Source organism: Pseudomonas sp. URIL14HWK12:I12, from assembly GCF_003097135.1.
GTDB lineage: Bacteria > Pseudomonadota > Gammaproteobacteria > Pseudomonadales > Pseudomonadaceae > Aquipseudomonas.
In genome coordinates this window covers 320808-338319 of record NZ_QEQL01000007.1, presented here as the reverse complement: position 1 = coordinate 338319, position 17512 = coordinate 320808, and the positions used below count along the sequence as shown (strand labels likewise).

Annotated in this window: 15 protein-coding genes; 5 read left to right on the top strand and 10 right to left on the bottom strand. The window is 62.6% G+C overall.

Translation table 11 applies throughout. The features are described 5' to 3' along the window. Positions 1–20 precede the first annotated feature (20 nt). Both F474_RS20900 and F474_RS20895 read right to left on the bottom strand, forming a co-directional pair. Complete coding sequence (locus F474_RS20900; RefSeq protein WP_097087754.1) at positions 21–692, bottom strand: methionine ABC transporter permease; 672 nt, start codon at positions 690–692, stop codon at positions 21–23. After that, a complete protein-coding gene (locus tag F474_RS20895) occupies positions 692–1699 on the bottom strand; it encodes a methionine ABC transporter ATP-binding protein (protein ID WP_097088436.1) in 1008 nt (335 codons plus the stop codon). Before F474_RS20895 ends, F474_RS20900 begins: the two co-directional genes overlap by 1 nt. A 244-nt stretch (positions 1700–1943) precedes the next feature. Here F474_RS20895 and katE point away from each other — a divergent pair, with 244 nt between their 5' ends. Further along, complete coding sequence (katE, locus tag F474_RS20890) at positions 1944–4052, top strand: catalase HPII (protein WP_097087756.1); 2109 nt, start codon at positions 1944–1946, stop codon at positions 4050–4052. Positions 4053–4060: 8 nt separating this feature from the next. Here the strand turns inward: katE and F474_RS20885 are convergent, their stop codons facing one another. The 4 genes from F474_RS20885 to F474_RS20870 form a co-directional block, all read right to left on the bottom strand. After that, on the bottom strand, positions 4061–4771 hold the full coding sequence (locus F474_RS20885) for a PA5502 family lipoprotein (RefSeq protein ID WP_097087759.1): 711 nt from the start codon (positions 4769–4771) through the stop codon (positions 4061–4063). A gap of 67 nt (positions 4772–4838) precedes the next feature. Further along, a complete protein-coding gene (znuB, locus tag F474_RS20880; protein ID WP_097087761.1) occupies positions 4839–5624 on the bottom strand; it encodes a zinc ABC transporter permease subunit ZnuB in 786 nt (261 codons plus the stop codon). After that, positions 5617–6396 (bottom strand): zinc ABC transporter ATP-binding protein ZnuC, encoded by a 780-nt coding sequence (gene znuC / locus F474_RS20875; protein ID WP_097087763.1) that lies wholly within the window; start codon positions 6394–6396, stop codon positions 5617–5619. Before znuC ends, znuB begins: the two co-directional genes overlap by 8 nt. Further along, on the bottom strand, positions 6396–6878 hold the full coding sequence (locus tag F474_RS20870; protein WP_097087766.1) for a Fur family transcriptional regulator: 483 nt from the start codon (positions 6876–6878) through the stop codon (positions 6396–6398). The genes znuC and F474_RS20870 overlap by 1 nt, the downstream gene beginning before the upstream one ends. Positions 6879–6942: 64 nt before the next feature. On the opposite strand from F474_RS20870, the gene F474_RS20865 reads away from it, so the two are divergent. Continuing rightward, the gene (locus F474_RS20865) at positions 6943–7863 is read left to right on the top strand and encodes a zinc ABC transporter substrate-binding protein (RefSeq protein ID WP_371916171.1); all 921 of its coding nucleotides are present in this window, start codon (positions 6943–6945) and stop codon (positions 7861–7863) included. An 89-nt stretch (positions 7864–7952) separates the two neighbouring features. Here F474_RS20865 and F474_RS20860 read toward each other — a convergent pair whose 3' ends face one another. Then, complete coding sequence (locus F474_RS20860) at positions 7953–8906, bottom strand: homoserine kinase (protein WP_097088441.1); 954 nt, start codon at positions 8904–8906, stop codon at positions 7953–7955. Between the two features lie 37 nt (positions 8907–8943). Continuing rightward, the gene (locus F474_RS20855; protein WP_256577820.1) at positions 8944–9234 is read right to left on the bottom strand and encodes a DUF2782 domain-containing protein; all 291 of its coding nucleotides are present in this window, start codon (positions 9232–9234) and stop codon (positions 8944–8946) included. Positions 9235–9330: 96 nt separating this feature from the next. Here F474_RS20855 and polA point away from each other — a divergent pair, with 96 nt between their 5' ends. Next, positions 9331–12090, top strand: coding sequence for a DNA polymerase I (gene polA, locus F474_RS20850; protein WP_165830353.1), 2760 nt, complete (start codon positions 9331–9333; stop codon positions 12088–12090). Between the two features lie 257 nt (positions 12091–12347). Here the strand turns inward: polA and yihA are convergent, their stop codons facing one another. Next, positions 12348–12971: a ribosome biogenesis GTP-binding protein YihA/YsxC gene (gene yihA, locus F474_RS20845; protein WP_097088447.1), complete on the bottom strand. Its 624-nt coding sequence runs from the start codon at positions 12969–12971 to the stop codon at positions 12348–12350. A gap of 229 nt (positions 12972–13200) precedes the next feature. On the opposite strand from yihA, the gene F474_RS20840 reads away from it, so the two are divergent. Then, positions 13201–13839: a thiol:disulfide interchange protein DsbA/DsbL gene (locus F474_RS20840; protein ID WP_097087769.1), complete on the top strand. Its 639-nt coding sequence runs from the start codon at positions 13201–13203 to the stop codon at positions 13837–13839. 103 nt (positions 13840–13942) lie between these two features. Beyond that, the gene (locus F474_RS20835) at positions 13943–16030 is read left to right on the top strand and encodes a diguanylate cyclase domain-containing protein (protein WP_097087772.1); all 2088 of its coding nucleotides are present in this window, start codon (positions 13943–13945) and stop codon (positions 16028–16030) included. Positions 16031–16057: 27 nt separating this feature from the next. On the opposite strand, the gene gudD is transcribed toward F474_RS20835, so the two are convergent. Then, positions 16058–17407 (bottom strand): glucarate dehydratase, encoded by a 1350-nt coding sequence (gene gudD, locus F474_RS20830; protein ID WP_097087774.1) that lies wholly within the window; start codon positions 17405–17407, stop codon positions 16058–16060. Positions 17408–17512 lie beyond the last annotated feature (105 nt).

Genomic DNA, 17512 nt, shown 5'->3' with positions numbered 1-17512 from the left:
GCAGGCGGCCAGGCATTCATTTACTTGCGAGAAAAATGCGCGACCAGGCGGTCACCCAGCGACTGCACCACTTGCACCAACACGATCAGAATTACCACCGTTACCACCATCACATCGGTCTGGAACCTCTGATAGCCATTACGGATGGCGAGGTCGCCGAGGCCGCCAGCGCCTACGGCGCCCGCCATGGCGGTGTAACCCACCAACGCGATCGTGGTCACGGTTACCGCCGCGATGATGCCCGGCAAGGCCTCAGGAAGCAGTGCACGGAAAACGATCTGGCGAATGGTTGCACCCATTGACTGGGTTGCCTCGATGATGCCCCGGTCTACCTCCCGCAGAGCTGTTTCCACCAAACGCGCGAAGAACGGTGCCGTGCCCACCACCAACGGTGGGATGGCCCCTGGAACACCGAGCGAGGTGCCGGCAATCAGCGGCGTGATGGGCATCATCAGCACCAGCAGGATAATGAACGGCAGAGACCGTAAAAGGTTCACCACTACCGAAAGGCATTGGTAGACACGGCGGCTTTCAAGCAGCTGCCGTGGGCTGGTCAGGAACAGCACCACACCCAGCGGCAGGCCCAGCACCACGGTAAACAGCAGTGACCAGCCCAGCATCAGCAGTGTATCGCGGGAGGCCTCCCAGATCTCGAGCACGTCGACATTAGGGAAAAGGCTGAGAATATCCATCAGCGCAGGACCTCCATATGCACATCGGCCGCAGCGAAGCGGGCGAAGGCGGCATCCAGATCGCCGCCGGTGATTGCCAGGGTGAGCTGGCCGTAGGGGTTGTCCTTGATACGGTCGATACGCCCCGCCAGGATGCTGTAGTCGACACCGGTTTCGCGAGCAACGGTGCCCAGCAACGGGGCGTAGGTGGCCTCGCCCTGGAAAGTCAGGCGCACGATGCGGCCTTGGACATGGCGGAAGTCGTCATGCTGTGCGTTTTCGTCGACCTGTTCGTCTTCCTGAACGAAGCGGCGAGTCGTCGGATGCTGGGGGTGCAGGAAGACCTCGGCCACCGGGCCCTGCTCCACGATACGGCCGGCGTCCATCACCGCGACCTGATCGCAAACCCGGCGGATCACGTCCATCTCATGGGTGATCAACACGATGGTCAGCTTCAATTCGCGGTTGATCTGCGCCAACAGTTGCAGCACCGAAGCCGTCGTTTGAGGGTCCAGCGCACTGGTCGCCTCATCGCACAGCAAAATCTTGGGCTGGGTAGCCAGCGCACGGGCAATGCCTACACGCTGCTTCTGGCCGCCGGAGAGCTGGGCGGGGTACTTGTTGGCGTGGTCGGCCAAGCCTACGCGGGCGAGCAAGCTCGCTACGCGCTCATCGATCTCGCGCTGGGCAAGGCCGCCGGCCAGGCGCAATGGCAAGGCGACGTTATCCGCCACCGTTTTGGACGCCAGCAGGTTGAAATGCTGGAAGATCATCCCGACCTGCTGGCGTAAGCCCCGCAGCTGGCGGGCATTCATCGCTGTTACATCTTCGCCGTCGATGACCACCCGGCCGCCACTGGGCGCCTCGAGCCGGTTGATCAAGCGCAACAGCGTGCTCTTGCCAGCCCCGGAGTGGCCAATCAGGCCGAACACCTGCCCCTGGGGCACCGTCAGCTGCGTGGGATGCAGGGCGGGGATGTCTTTCCCGGCCACGCGGTAAGTCTTGTGGACGTCGTGAAATTCAATCAAGGAACGGACCTTTTGGGCACGAAAGGGGGGCTGATAGCCAAAAAAGTCGGCCATTTTACCTGACCTGGCCGACGGCCTTTAGCATTAATTGTGTTCGGCTGCACGATTTGAGGCATATCCCCGACCGGCTGCCGAAAAAAGGGAACAACCGTCTTTCTCATCCAGTCACTACCCAGACACCGTCGATTGCATTTATGCGTCACGAGCCCTGCCAAGGGGCCTGCGCAACTGAGGAGAGGGCTGAATGAAACAAGGCAAGAGCGAGTTGGCCGGCACTGACGCACCAGACCGGGCCAATCACAACCCCAAGACTGACGCGCTGGAGAACTTCCGGTCCGATGCCACCGGCCAGGCCCTGCGCACCAACCATGGTGTGAAGGTCAGCGATAACCAGAACACGCTGAAGGCTGGCGCTCGCGGGCCCTCCCTGCTCGAAGACTTCATCATGCGCGAGAAGATCACGCATTTTGACCATGAGCGAATCCCTGAACGCATCGTGCACGCACGTGGCTGCGCGGCGCATGGCTATTTCGAGTCGTACGCCGACCACGGCGACCTGACCAAGGCCTCGTTCTTGCGCGGCAAGGGCAAGCAAACGCCGGTATTCGTACGGTTCTCGACCGTTCAAGGCCCACGAGGCTCCGGCGACACCGTTCGCGATGTCCGCGGTTTCGCTGTGAAATTCTACACAGACGAGGGTAACTTCGACCTCGTTGGCAATAACATGCCCGTGTTCTTCATCCAGGACGCAATCAAGTTCCCGGACTTCGTACACGCAGTTAAACCCGAACCGCACAATGAAATCCCCACAGGCGGCTCGGCGCACGACACCTTCTGGGACTTCGTGTCACTCGTGCCCGAGTCGGCGCACATGGTCATCTGGGCAATGTCGGACCGCGCCATTCCCAAGAGCCTGCGCAGCATGGAAGGGTTCGGTATCCACACCTTCCGCCTGATCAACACTGAAGGCAAAGCAGTGTTCGTGAAATTCCACTGGAAGCCGGCCCAAGGCGTTTGCTCGCTGGTCTGGGATGAAGCGCAGAAGTTGGCGGGTAAAGATACCGATTTCCACCGCCGCGACCTCTGGGAAGCCATCGAAATGGGTGACTATCCGGAGTGGGAACTGGGCGTCCAGGTTGTGCCGGAGGAAGACGAGCACAAGTTCGACTTCGACCTGCTGGACCCCACCAAGATCATTCCAGAAGAGCTGGTACCCGTTACCTTGCTGGGCAAGATGGTGCTCAACCGCAACCCGGATAACTTCTTTGCCGAAACCGAACAGGTTGCTTTCTGCCCGGGCCACATCGTGCCAGGGATCGATTTTTCCAATGACCCACTGCTTCAAGGCCGGCTGTTCTCCTACACCGACACACAGATCAGCCGCCTCGGCGGGCCCAACTTCCACGAAATCCCGATCAACCGCCCACTGGCCCCAAACCACAATGGCCAGCGTGACGCGATGCACCGCATGACCATCGACAAGGGTCGCGCTTCCTACGAGCCCAACTCGATCGACGGGGGGTGGCCGAAGGAAACACCCCCTGCAGCACAAGGTGGCGGTTTCGAGACTTACCAGGAGCGTGTCGAAGCGCACAAGGTACGTGAGCGCAGCGAGTCGTTCGGCGACCACTTCTCCCAAGCACGCCTGTTCTTCAACAGCATGAGCGAGCCCGAGAAGGAACACATCATTGCCGCTTACAGCTTCGAGTTGGGCAAAGTCGACCGAGTGCACATCCGCGAACGCCAGGTGAACGAGATTCTGGCTAATATCGACGCCAACCTCGCGGCCCGGGTAGCCAAGAATCTCGGCTTGCCGGCTCCTGCTGCAGGCACCAAGGGCAAACAAGCCTCGTTGAACGAGTCGCCAGCGCTGAGCCAGCAAAACCTGCTGCCAGGCAATATCAAGAGCCGCAAAGTGGCGCTGCTGGTTGCCGACGGCAGCGAGGGCAAAGCAGTGGATATCGTGCGCAAGGCGTTGGCAGCAGAAGGCGCGCATGCCAAGGTATTGGGCCCTACCTCTGCACCGGTGAAAACCGCCGAAGGCAATACCCTGGAAGTTGATGCATCGATGGAAGGCCTGCCTTCAGTCGCTTTCGACGCTATCTGGGTGATTGGCGGCGACGCTGCAGTACAGGCGCTTTCGCAGGATGGTGTGGCCAAGCACTTTGTGCTTGAAGCCTACAAGCACCTCAAGGCAATCGGCGCCTGCCCAGGCGCCAAAGCATTGATCGACGGCCTGCAGCTGGATGTAGACGAAGGCTTGGTGATCGGCGACCCGGCCAAGTTCATCAAGGCCATCGGCCAGCATCGCGTTTGGGCGCGCGAGCCCAAAGCTAAGGCCATCCCGGCGTGAAGTGAGGGTCAGGGCTTGGCCGGGCTCACTATGACGATGGCCGGCTGAGCCCGATCTACCCGGTGCGAGAGCTTCCATTCAAGCGCCGGGTTCAGTTTGTTCACTCGCTTGCGCAACAGTGCCTCCAGCCAGGGGGCATCCGCCTTGCGCGGCACCTGAATCACCACATCGCAGTTGTAGTTGACGACATCGGTCGCGATGTCGTCGAGCTGCGCCTGCATCTTGCGAATGTGAGTGGTATCCAAGGCCACTGGCGTGCTGGTAGCGGCCGGGTCAATGACCTTTGCCGCGGGCTTGGCTTCAGCCGCCTTCAGTGCAGCCTCGGCTTGTTCGAGTTCAGCCTTGCGCGCCTGAGTGATCGCACCGTTGACGCCGCCAACCAGGGCAGGCGCCTTGGGCATCAAGGCACGCGCACGGGCCAGGGCGGTAGCCGCTGCGTTCACATCACCTTTTTGCAAGGAAACCTGGCTGCGTTGCAGGTAGGCCTCTGCGAGCTCGCGCTGCAGGCTGTCGGCTGCCGGGTCGGCCGGGCTCTGGGCCTGAAGGGTATTGAGCTGATCTTCGGCTGTGGCCAGCTCACCACTGGCAATGTTCTGCCGTAACATGTCCACCGCCGAAGGCGCGGAAGCAGGTGCAGGCTCTGGGGGCTTGCCTGCGCAAGCGGCCAGGCCCAGCGAAACCCACGCGACCAGCAGACAGCGAAGGACAGGAGATGTCATTGCAGGCAATTCTCTAGTTGCGCAAAATCCGCGCAGTCTACACGCTAACCGGGCACACGAAAAAGCCCTAGGCGCGCCGGGGCAGGGCAAAGCTGAACAGAAACAGCAGCGCTGCACTGACGACGATCGAGGGCCCGGCCGGGGTGTCTTTGAACCACGACAGCGACAGGCCAGCGCACACGGCCAATACGCCAAGCACGCTCGCGCCTACCGCCATCTGCTCGGGCGAGCGCGCGTGTCGCTGCGCAGCCGCCGCTGGAATGATCAACAACGAAGTGATCAACAGCACACCTACGATCTTCATCGCCACCGCGATTACGATAGCGATCAGCAGCATCAAACCCAACCGCAGGCTCGCCACCGGCAGGCCCTCGACCCTGGCCAGCTCCTCATGCACCGTGATCGCCAGCAGCGGCCGCCAGAGCAACGCCAGCAGCACCAGCACGGTTAGGCTGCCGCCCACGATCCAGTAGAGATCCCCCAGGCTGATGGCCAGCAGGTCACCGAACAAGTAGGCCATCAGATCGATGCGCACCTCGCGCATGAAACTCAGCACTACCAGGCCGAGCGATAACGTGCTGGGGGCCAGAATACCGAGCAGGGTGTCCGACGCCAGTGGCTGGCGGCGCTGCAAGGAGACCAGCACTACCGCCAAGAGCAAGCAGCCCACAGTGACGGCCAGCGCAGGGCTGACGTTCAGTGCCAGGCCAAGGGCCACCCCCAGCAAGGCTGCGTGGGAAAGGGTATCGCCGAAATAGGCCATGCGCCGCCAGACCACGAACGAGCCCAGCGGCCCGGCTACGACGGCCAGCGAAAGGCCTGCCAGCAAGGCATAAAGTAGAAAATCAGCCATGGTTGCAGTGGGTACCGTGCGAATGCGTGTGCCCGGCGCCGGCGACCACTTCGCCGTGCAAGGTGTGGGCATGGTCGTGATGATGGTGATAGATCGCAAGGTTGCGTGCGGCATCACCGAACAGCTCCACGAAGGCCGGGTCACCGCTGACCTGTTCAGGGTGGCCCGAGCAGCACACGTGCCGGTTCAGGCACACCACCTGGTCGGTGGTGCTCATTACCACGTGCAGGTCGTGAGACACCATCAGCACACCGCAGCGATGGCGATCGCGCAGCCGGGTGATGAGGCTGTAGAGCTCGGCCTGGCCGGCGACATCCACCCCCTGCACAGGCTCGTCCAGCACGAGCAGTTCAGGCTCGCGCAGCAGCGCACGGGCCAGCAGCACGCGCTGCATCTCACCACCGGAAATGGCCTGGATAGGGCTGTCGATGACGTGCGCCGCACCGACCTCGCCCAGTGCCGACAGCGCCTGCTCGCGGGCAACGCCCGGTACTAGCCGCAGGAAGCGCAGCACAGACAACGGCAATGTCGGGTCAACCTGTAGTTTTTGCGGCATATAGCCGACCCGCAGCCTGGGCTTGCGCCATACCGTGCCGCTGTCGGGCGCGAGCAGCCCCAGCACCGAGCGCACCAGGGTCGTCTTGCCTGCACCGTTGGGGCCGATGAGGGTGACGATCTCGCCAGGCCGCACGGCCAGGTCTATACGGTCAAGCGTGTTCTGGCCTGCAAATGAAACCGTTACCTGCTCCAGGCGAATCAATGCGTCGCTCATCAGGCTGCCTTGCAGTTGGTGCACAGGCCCACGACTTCGACAGTTTGCGACTCCACCGAAAACCCAATGCCTGCGGCCCCTGCCTCAATGGCTTGAGTGATGCTGGGCTGCTCTAGTTCGACGGCGACATGGCAATGACGGCAGATCAGGAACTGGCCTTGGTGAGCATGCTCGGGATGGGCGCAGCCCATGAAGGCGTTGAGCGATGCCAGGCGATGCACCAGGCCGTTCTCGAGGAGGAAATCCAGCGCCCGGTAAACCGTAGGAGGCGCCGCCCGGCGGCCGTCCTGCTCGCTGAGCACTGCGAGAATATCGTAGGCGCCCAGCGGCTTATGGCTTTGCCAGACCAGCTCGAGCACGCGCTTGCGCAGCGCGGTGAGGCGCAGGCCTTTCTGGGCGCAGATGGCATCGGCCTCAGACAGCGCGCTGTGCACGCAGTGAGAGTGATCATGAGGCTGGTTGGCCAAAGGCGTTTTTTGCATGGGCGACGACCTGGGCTGGAGACGTTATTATGTTACCCGCTAAACGGGCCTGAGGGTGTGCATTGTGCCGAGTTTTATACGTGTTTTCGTGTTTTTGGCGCTCAGCGCCTTGTCCCTAGGGGCCGCGGCCGAGGTGAAGGTGCTGACCAGCATCAAGCCGCTGCAGTTGATCGCCGCCGCCGTTCAGGATGGGGTGGGTACGCCGGCAGTTTTGCTGCCGCCAGGTGCTTCGCCACACCACTATGCGCTACGCCCGTCCGATGTTCGCCGTGTGGCCGACGCGGACCTTGTGTACTGGATCGGCCCAGACATGGAAGGCTTCCTGGGCAAGGCCTTGCAGGCCCGCAGCAAGCCAACTGTCGTGGTGCAGAACCTGCCGGGGCTGAGCCTGCGCCGCTTCGCTGAAAGCGGCAGCTCGCATGCTGAAGAAGACGCTGACGAACACGACCATGACCACCGCCCCGGTTCGCTGGACGCCCACCTGTGGTTATCCACTATCAATGCCAGGGTCATCGCGGCACGCATGGCGACCGACCTGGCCCAGGCGGACCCTGCCAACGCCAGCCGCTACCAGGCCAATGCAGAGGCATTCGACAAGCGCCTTGACGCACTCGACGCTCGCATCAAGGCTCGCGTAGCAGGCATCCAGGGCAGGCCTTACTTCGTGTTTCACGAAGCTTTCGATTATTTCGAAGATGCCTATGGCCTCAATCATGCGGGAGTTTTCGCAATAGCGTCGGAAGTACAGCCCGGCGCACGGCACGTTGCCGAAATGCGCCAGCAACTTCAGACGGTGGGCAAGGCCTGCGTTTTCAGTGAGCCGCCTCTACGGCCGAGGCTTGCCGAAACACTCACCACCGGCCTGCCGGTGAAGTTGGCCGAGCTGGATGCGCTAGGCGGTTTTGGCGAGGTCAGCGCCGATGGTTATGAGCGGTTGCTCGACACACTGGCCAATAATCTCGCGGGTTGCCTCGAGAGCCTTTGAGCGTCTCTGCAACCTGGCCGGCCACCGCTCGCAACTGTAAAAGGCCTGCTGGCCCGGCAACCCGGCACGCAGGCACTCCAGCTGAAGGCTCAGAATGCGAAGGGCAGCGCCAGCGATACTTGCTGGCGCTGGGCCAGGCGCTGCTGGAATTGCGCGGGGTCATGCACCACCACGTCACGGCCGGCGAACGAAGCCGCCGCTATCAAACGCGACAGCCAGAACCGCACACAGGCCACGCGCAGCATCGTTGGCCACAGCTCGGCCTCGGCCGGCGTGAAATGGCGCAGCGCCGAATAGCCGGCCAGAAATGCCTGAGCACGCCCCAGATCAAGGCTGCCATCGTCGCATGAGCACCAGTCGTTGAGGCTGATGGCCACGTCGTAGAGCATCGGCCCAGAGCACGCGTTGTAGAAGTCGATCACGCCACTGATGTGATTGCCTTCGACCATGACGTTGTCACGAAACAGGTCGGCGTGCAGGTTGGCCTGCGGTAACGCCATGATCGCCTGCTGGTGCTGGGCGATTTCGGCCAAGGCAGCCTGCAGCAGGCTGGCCGCCTCCGGAGCCATGCCACGGGCCAATTGCTCACCCTCTTCGAGCATCCATGCCAGGCCGCGGTCAGTGCGGCGCTCGATCATGCGCTCGCCGCGGGTGGCCAGGTGGATGCTGGCGACCAACCGCCCGGCCTGGTTGCACAGCTCGGCATTGGGCGCGTGGGGGTGCTTGCCAGACAGCCGCGGCTGCAACAGCGCGGGCTTGCCTTCCAGCTCACGCAGCGCCTCGCCGGCAGTGGTGCGAATGGCGAAGGGCACCGGCAGGTCGGCGTCATGCAGCACGTCGAGCAGCTCGATGAAGAACGGCATCTCGCTCACCGGCCCGCGCTCGACCAGCGTCAGCACGAATTCACCCTGTTCGAGGCTGATGAAGAAATTGGTGTTTTCACTGCCGGCGGCAATGCCCTGGAAATCCAGCAGACGGCCCAAGCCATAGGGGGCGAGGAAGGTTTCGAGCTGGGGCCGGCTCAAGGGCGTGAAAACAGACATGGGGAAGCGCGCCAGGTTGGTTGAACGGGCCGGCATTCTACCACTGCAACAGCGTCCATTGAGGGATGTGCAGTGTGGGTTTGCCCATGTGGTTCAAATCATTGCCGCTGCCGTCGGCCGGGGCAAGGATATAGGGCTTGCCGTGCGCTGGAATGACCTTAACCTGATACAGCTGGCCGCGGATGCGGTATTCCTGGATGCGCGTATCGCCCTGGGCGTACTCGGTCACCTGAGTGCCGTCCGTTCGTGGTTCGCCGGCGGCCAGGGCAGGGGTGGCAAAACCGGTGGCCAGCGTGGCAATCAGCATCAGGCAGGGAAACGGGCGCATGTTAACCTTGTCTCTTTGTGGTTCTCGAACCCCGACATTCTACTGGGCAGTCACGCCAGCTGGCGCTGCCTTCCCGCCAAAAGGTTGATTCTGCCCATGAGCCAAGCGCCTCTCGTCCTGGTGGACGGTTCGTCCTATCTGTACCGCGCCTTCCACGCGCTGCCCCCTCTGGCCACCTCCAAGGGCATGCCCACCGGGGCGGTCAAGGGCGTGCTGAACATGCTCAAGAGCCTGCGCAAGCAATACCCGAAAAGCCCTTTCGCGGTGGTTTTCGACGCCAAGGGCGGTACGTTTCGCGACGAACTGTTCGCCGAGTACAAGGCCAACCGGCCGAGCATGCCCGATGACTTGCGCGTGCAGGTCGAGCCGCTGCACCAAAGCGTCCGAGCGCTGGGCTACCCGCTGCTGTGCATCGAGGGCGTGGAAGCCGATGACGTGATTGGCACCCTGGCCCGGCAAAGCGCAGCCGGCGGTCGTGAAGTGGTGATTTCCACGGGCGACAAAGACATGGCGCAGTTGGTGAGCGAGCACATCACCCTGGTCAACACCATGAGCGGCAGCTCGCTGGACGTGCCTGGGGTGCGCGAGAAGTTCGGCGTGGGCCCGGAGCACATCATCGATTACCTGGCGCTGATGGGCGACAAAGTCGATAACATCCCTGGCGTGCCCGGCGTCGGTGAAAAGACTGCCCAAGGCCTGCTGACGGGCATCGGCGGTGGCCTCAAGGAGCTTTACGACAACCTCGACAAGGTGCCTGCGCTACCGATCCGCGGGGCCAAGGGCCTGCCGGCCAAGCTCGAGGAGCATCGCGAGATGGCCTTCCTGTCCTATGAGCTGGCCACGATCAAAACCGACGTCCCGCTGGATATCCATGTCGATGCGCTGATCTGCGGCGAACCAGACCGCGATGCCCTGATCACCCTGTACTCCGAGCTGGAGTTCCGTGGCCCGCTCGATGACCTCATGCGCGAATCGGCCGCTGCCGGCACTGCCGAAGCCGCCGAGGCAGCGCCTATCGCCGAGGTGAAGTACCACACCGTTCTGGACCAGGCCAGCTTCGATGCCTGGCTGCGCAAACTTGAAAGTGCAGAGCTGTTTGCCTTCGATACCGAAACCACGTCCCTGGACGCCCAACGCGCCCAGTTGGTCGGGCTGTCATTTGCGGTCGAGCCTCATGAGGCCGCTTATATCCCGCTCACCCATAGCTACATGGGTGTGCCCGAGCAACTGGACCGCGACACCGTGCTGCTGGCGCTCAAGCCGCTGCTGGAAGACCCGAACCGGCCCAAGGTGGCCCAACACGCCAAGTACGACATCAATGTGCTGGCCAACTGCGCGATCGGTGGCGACCCGGCGGCTGGCATTGAGGTGCAGGGGGTGGCCTTCGACACGATGCTCGAATCCTACGTGCTTGACTCCACCGCCACCCGGCATGACATGGACAGCCTGGCCCAGCGTTACCTGAATTACACCACTGTGGCGTTCACCGACATCGCCGGCAAGGGCGCCAAGCAGCTGACCTTCGATCAGATCGCCCTGGAGCAGGCAGCCCCCTACGCCGCGGAAGACGCAGACATCACCTTGCGCCTGCACCAAGTGCTCAGCGAAAAGCTCGCCGAAGTTCCGAGCCTGGAGCCAATCCTGAGGGAGATCGAGATGCCCTTGGTTCCCGTGCTGGCGCGTATCGAGCGCACCGGTGCGTTGGTCGACGCAGCGCTGCTCGGCGCGCAGAGCCTGGAGCTGGGCGAGAAACTGGTGGCACTGGAGCGTGAGGCGTTCGAGATTGCGGGCGAGGAATTCAACCTGGGGTCGCCCAAACAGCTGGGCGCGATCCTTTACGAAAAGCTCGGCCTGCCGGTGCTCAGCAAAACCGCGACCGGCCAGCCGTCCACCGCCGAGGCAGTGCTTGCCGAACTGGCCGAACAGGATTACCCACTGCCCAAGGTGCTGATGCAGTACCGCTCCTTGAGCAAGCTCAAAAGCACCTATACCGACAAGCTGCCGGAGCAGATCAACCCACGTACCGGGCGCATTCACACCTCCTACGGGCAGGCCGTTGCAGCCACGGGGCGCTTGTCTTCGAGCGAGCCGAACCTGCAGAACATTCCGATCCGCACCGCCGAAGGCCGGCGTATTCGCCAGGCCTTCGTGGCAGCACCCGGCTACAAGTTGCTCGCGGCCGACTATTCGCAGATCGAGCTGCGCATCATGGCGCACCTGGCCAAGGACGAAGGCCTGCTCCATGCGTTCCAGAACAACCTCGACGTGCACCGGGCCACCGCTGCCGAGGTGTTCGGCGTGGAGCTCGACGCGGTCACCCACGATATGCGTCGCAGTGCCAAGGCCATCAACTTCGGCCTGATCTACGGCATGAGCGCCTTCGGCCTGGCGCGGCAGATCGGCGTCGACCGCAAGCAGTCGCAGGACTACATCGACCGCTACTTCACCCGTTACCCCGGGGTGCTGGCCTACATGGAGCGCACCCGGGCGCAAGCCACCGAACAAGGCTTCGTCGAAACGCTGTTCGGCCGGCGCCTGTATGTGCCCGATATCAAAGCCAAGAACCCGGCCCTGCGCCGCGGCGCCGAACGCACCGCGATCAATGCGCCGATGCAGGGCACCGCTGCGGACATCGTCAAAAAGGCCATGATTGCAGTGGACGGCTGGTTGCAGAGCAGTGCCGTGGATGCCCGCATGATCCTGCAGGTGCATGACGAACTGGTACTTGAGGTGCGCGAAGACCTGGTCGAGCAGGTGAGCCAGCAACTGCGCGAGCACATGGGCAATGCCGCTCAGCTGGACGTCCCCTTGCTGGTGGAAGTAGGCATGGGCAGCAACTGGGATGAAGCTCACTGAGGCAGATGAAGCGCGGCGCGTGTTTGTGAAACCTGCTTCATGAACACGCGGCAAGGCCTCTGGGAGGGAACTTAGCCCCTCCTCAGGCACTCAGAGTGTGCGAATGGCTTATCAAGCCGTTCGATGCTCCTAGTGTTGTGTTAAGTGTTGGCAGATAGCCGGGTGGGCCGAAAGGCGCCCCGGCATTGAACCCCCGGACCTTCCTCCTCCCCCACGTGAAGGCCGGGGCTTTTTTTCGCCTGCGCTAAAGCCCGCCGTTAGGCTTCGGCGGTGCCCATCCACTGCGCCAATACCTGATAGGCCTCGTCCAGCCCCTGGCGTTTGGGCGCAGAGAACAACTGCAGGCTTACGCTCTTGCCCCAGCCTTTGTGCACCTCGCTCTGAACCTTGAGCAGGGTGTTCTTGGCCGCGCCGAAGGTGAGCTTGTCGGCCTTGGTCAGAAGGATGTGCATCGGCATGCCGCTGGCAACCGTCCAGTCGAGCATCATGCGGTCGAAGTCGGTCATCGGGTGGCGCACGTCCATCAACAGGATCACACCCTTGAGGCACTCCCGGCTGCCCAGGTATGCCTCCAGGTGGCGCTGCCAATGCTGCTTGAGGGGAATCGGCACCTTGGCGAAACCGTAGCCGGGCAGGTCGACCAGCCGCCGATCGTCGTCGAGGCGAAAGAAGTTCAGCAACTGCGTGCGCCCCGGGGTCTTGGACGTGCGCGCCAGGCTCGCATGGGTCAGGGTGTTCAGCGCACTGGACTTGCCAGCGTTGGAGCGCCCGGCAAAGGCGACTTCATAGCCTGAATCGTAAGGGCATTGATCGACCTTGGCCGCACTGATGGCGAAGGTGGCTTGTTGGCACAGGCCAATGAGCGGGTTCTTGAACGACATGGGCATCCCGGGGGCAGCTGGGCAAAGGCGGGAGTATATCGCCTTGGCCTTGTCCGTGCCGTCATGGCGTTAACCTTGGCTTCATCGGGCAAACATAAATTTGCCTCAGCGTCGCGGTTAGCACGCCTTTCAGGCCACATCAGCCGTTACACTATCGAACTCACCCTTGTTTGCATCGGTCATAGCGCTCGTTGTATTCAAGCGATCCCCCAAGTGTCAGGAGTCAAGCATGCGTAACCTGATTGTCAGCGCAGCCCTAGCGCTGGTCAGCCTGTTCGGCGTGGCCAGCGCGGCCAACGCCGCCGATATCGAAGCCGGCAAGCAATACACCGTTCTGGACAGCCCGGTCCCGGTGTCACAACCCGGCAAGATCGAAGTGGTCGAGCTGTTCTGGTACGGCTGCCCGCACTGCTACGCTTTCGAGCCCTACATCAACCCCTGGATCGAAAAACTCCCGGCCGATGTCAATTTCCACCGCATCCCTGCGATGTTCGGCGGTATCTGGGATGTTCACGGCCAGATGTTCGTGACCCTCGAAACCATGGGCGTTGAGCACAATGTGCACACGGCCGTGTTCGATGCCATCCACAAGGAACACAAAATGTTCAAAACCCCCGAAGAGATGGCTGACTTCGTCGCCACCAAAGGGGTAGACAAGAACAAGTTTCTGGAAACCTACAACTCGTTCGCCGTCAAGGGCATGGTCGCCAAATACAAGCAGCTGGCGCAGGCCTATGGCGTAAGCGGCGTGCCGACCATGATCGTCAATGGCAAATACCGCTTTGACCTCGGCTCGGCCGGCGGCCCTGAAGAAATTCTCAAGGTCGCCGATACCCTGATCGAGAAAGAGCGGCAGGCCAGCAAGTAAACCGTAGCGCCAGCCCTGCGAAAGCGCTCTTTGCCCCGCACATGCGGTGGTAAAGGGCGCTTTTTGCGTTTCATGACCCTCATTCACCGGCACCTCGCCCGCCATGACCGAAGACGCCCAGCGCTGGAAAGAAAAATACCTCAAGAGCATCGAGGATCAGGAAAAGCTCGAGCGCCGCTGGAACGCGCGCCTCGATTTGCTGCGCCGAGGCCTTGTGCGCAGCACGCTGGCGGCCGAGGGGGCCGACAAAGCGGTGGACGCCTGCATGAAGGAAATGCGCGAAGTAGTGCGCACCGACAACATGGATGCCGCCCTGGCTACGCTGATCCCCCGCCTTGAAAAGGCCGTGCTCGACTCTGAGCAACGCCGTGAGACCCGCGTCAATCAGATTTCCACTGCACTGGCTTCATTGGTCACTCAGTTACAAGCGCTGCCACTGCCCAAGGACGCCAGCCGCCCGCTGCGCAAGTTCGCCGGGTCGCTCGACAAGCGTGCCGGGCAGAGCCGCGAGCTGCCATTGTTGCTGACGGAGCTCAGCAGCCTGCAAGGGCAGGCACTGTCGGCGCTTGAGCCCACCGAGCCAGTGGTGCGGCCGGGCCTGCTGGAACGGCTGTTCGGCAACCGGGCCGAAGCCGCAGATCAAGAGCCTGCGCAGCCTCCGGCCAGCGATGCCGCACCCCTGGCAACCGCCCTCGCTGAAGCTGAGCCCCCTGTAGCCCGCGCCACTGGCCAGGTAGAGCCAGAACCCCCGGCTGCCCCAGTCGAGCCGATCCCTCCGGCCGTGGAACCTGCCGCCAGCACCCCTGAGCCAGTACCAATGCCAGAGGCAATGGTCGAATCCGATCCTGAGCCTGAGCCCGAGCCTGAACCCAAGGCGCCGCAGGATATTGAGGTCGAGGTCGAGGCCGCTGTGGCTGAACCTCAGCCGCCACAGCCCATCGCGCCCGCCGAACCCTTGCCGACCGCACTGGCGCCGATGGTGGCGCCCGCCACACCGCTAGCCGCCCCAGCGCCTGCACCGCTGCGCTCGGCATTGCTCGACAGCCTTCCACTGCCCGACCTGATGGCCCAGGCCATCGCAGCCGCAGACCCTGACGCGAGCGATGAAGACCTGCTGTACGTTCTGCCCGAGTCGCCCGAGCCGTCCTACAGCTCGGTGGCCAACCACATCGAAAGCACGATGCTGGGCATGCTTGACGACCTCACATTGCCCGAACGCCTGCTGCCCCTGGCCGAATCGATGCGTGGCAGGCTCGCCCACGGGCTGAACTGGTACGAACTGCTGCCGCTGCTCGACGATGTCGCCGTTCTGGCCTTGGCCATCAGCGACCACGGCCAGCTGGAGCTGCAGCGCTACCTGGCCGAGCTCAACGAGCGCTTCGACCATTTCATCGATCAACTGCAGGTCACAAGCGAAGGGCATAGCCAGAGCCAGCATGCCGCGCATCAACTTGATCGGTCGCTGCGCGAGCAAGTCGGCGGCCTACGCGATTCCGTCAACCAGGCTCCCGATGCCGCAGGCTTGCGTCGGGTTCTAGACAATCGACTTGAGGGGTTGGTCGGCACACTCGACGAGCACCGCAAGCAACGGGAACTGCGTGACCAGGAAACCGCGCAGCGGCTGCAGGGGTTGGCCGAACGTATCGCCAGCATGGAACGGGAAGCCCAGCACTATCGTGAAAGCCTCGAAGCGCAGCGGCAAAAAGCGTTGCTCGACCCGCTGACCAGCTTGCCCAACCGTGCCGCTTGGGGCGAACGGCTAGAGCAGGCGATCACCCAGCGAGAAGGCAGCGATTCGGCCTTGCAGGTGGCCATATTCGACCTGGACCACTTCAAGGCGATCAATGACGGTTATGGTCACCTGGCCGGCGATAAGGTGCTTAAGATCATCGCTACGGTGCTAAGCCGGCACTTGCGCCCTGGCGATTTCCTGGCGCGCTTTGGCGGCGAAGAGTTCGTGCTGCTGATGCCCGCCACCCAGCCGCCGGCCGCTCATGCCCTGCTGGAGACCCTGCGGGGCGCCGTCGAAGCCTGCCCTTTCCACTTCAAGGGTGAGCGGGTGACGATCACTGTTTCCATCGGCAGCACCGCCTTTGCACCGGGCGAGCCTGGCGACTCGGCGCTCAAGCGCGCCGATCAGGCCCTGTACAAGGCAAAGGGTGCTGGCCGTAACCGGATAGAGCAGCTCTAAGGCCACAGGCCGGGCACAGCCCGCCGATCACCTGACCAGGCAGGGTTTTTTGTTGTCGTAAGTCCAGTTCGGGATCAGGAACTGCATGGCAACCGCATCGTCACGTGCGCCCAGGCCCATGCCTTTGTATAGCTCGTGCGCCTTGGCCACTTGGTCCATGTCGATTTCCACGCCCAGGCCAGGCTTGGCCGGCACCTTCACCTCGCCCCCCACAATCTGCAATGGCTCGCGCGTCAGGCGTTGGCCGTCTTGCCAGATCCAATGCGTATCGATAGCCGTAATGTTGCCCGGCGCTGCGGCGGCCACATGAGTGAACATGGCCAGTGAGATGTCGAAATGGTTGTTCGAATGCGAGCCCCAGGTCAGGCCCCAGTCGTTGCACATCTGCGCCACACGCACCGAACCCTGCATGGTCCAGAAATGCGGGTCAGCCAGCGGAATGTCGACAGACTGCAATTGGATGGCATGCCCCATCTGGCGCCAATCGGTAGCGATCATGTTAGTGGCGGTTGGCAGCCCCGTAGCGCGGCGGAACTCGGCCATCACTTCCCGCCCGGAATAGCCGTTCTCGGCACCGCATGGGTCTTCTGCGTAGGCCAGCACCTTATGCTGGTCACGGCACAGGCGGATCGCTTCCTGCAGTGACCAGGCACCGTTGGGGTCCAGCGTGACACGCGCCTGCGGGAAGCGCTCGGCCAGGGCGGTGACCGCCTGGATTTCGTCATCGCCGCGCAGCACGCCGCCTTTGAGCTTGAAGTCTTCGAAACCGTACTTTGCATGTGCCGCCTCTGCCAGGCGCACCACCCGCTCAGGGGTCAAAGCCTCTTCATGGCGCACGCGGAACCATTCGTTGTCGGCATCGGGCTCACTGCGGTAGGCCAGGTCGGTCTTGTTACGGTCGCCCACATAGAACAGGTAGCCGAGCATCTTTACAGCGTCGCGTTGCTGGCCTTCACCCAACAGCGCGGCCACAGGAACGTCGAGAAACTGCCCCAGCAGGTCAAGCAAGGCGGCTTCCACCGCCGTTACGGCGTGCACAGTGATGCGCAGGTCGAACGTCTGCAGGCCGCGCCCGCCGGAGTCCCGTGCGGCGAACTCGCGGCGCATGTCGTTGAGAATGCGCTGATACTGGCCGATGGACTGCCCCACCACCAGGCTGCGAGCATCCTCCAGTGTCTGGCGGATTTTTTCTCCGCCCGGCACCTCGCCCACGCCGGTGTGGCCGGCGTTGTCCTTGAGGATCACGATATTGCGCGTGAAATAAGGCCCGTGCGCACCTGAGAGGTTCATGAGCATGCTGTCGTGGCCGGCCACCGGCACGACTTGCAACTCGGTGATGATCGGCGCGCTGCCCACGGCATTGTTGGTGTTGTTCATGGGGATGTCCTTGGGGTCGATAACGGTATCGCTTGAGAACGACTCAAGCCTACGAGACTGGTCGATAGACATCATACGACTAGATTTTGTGGCTGACAACGCTTG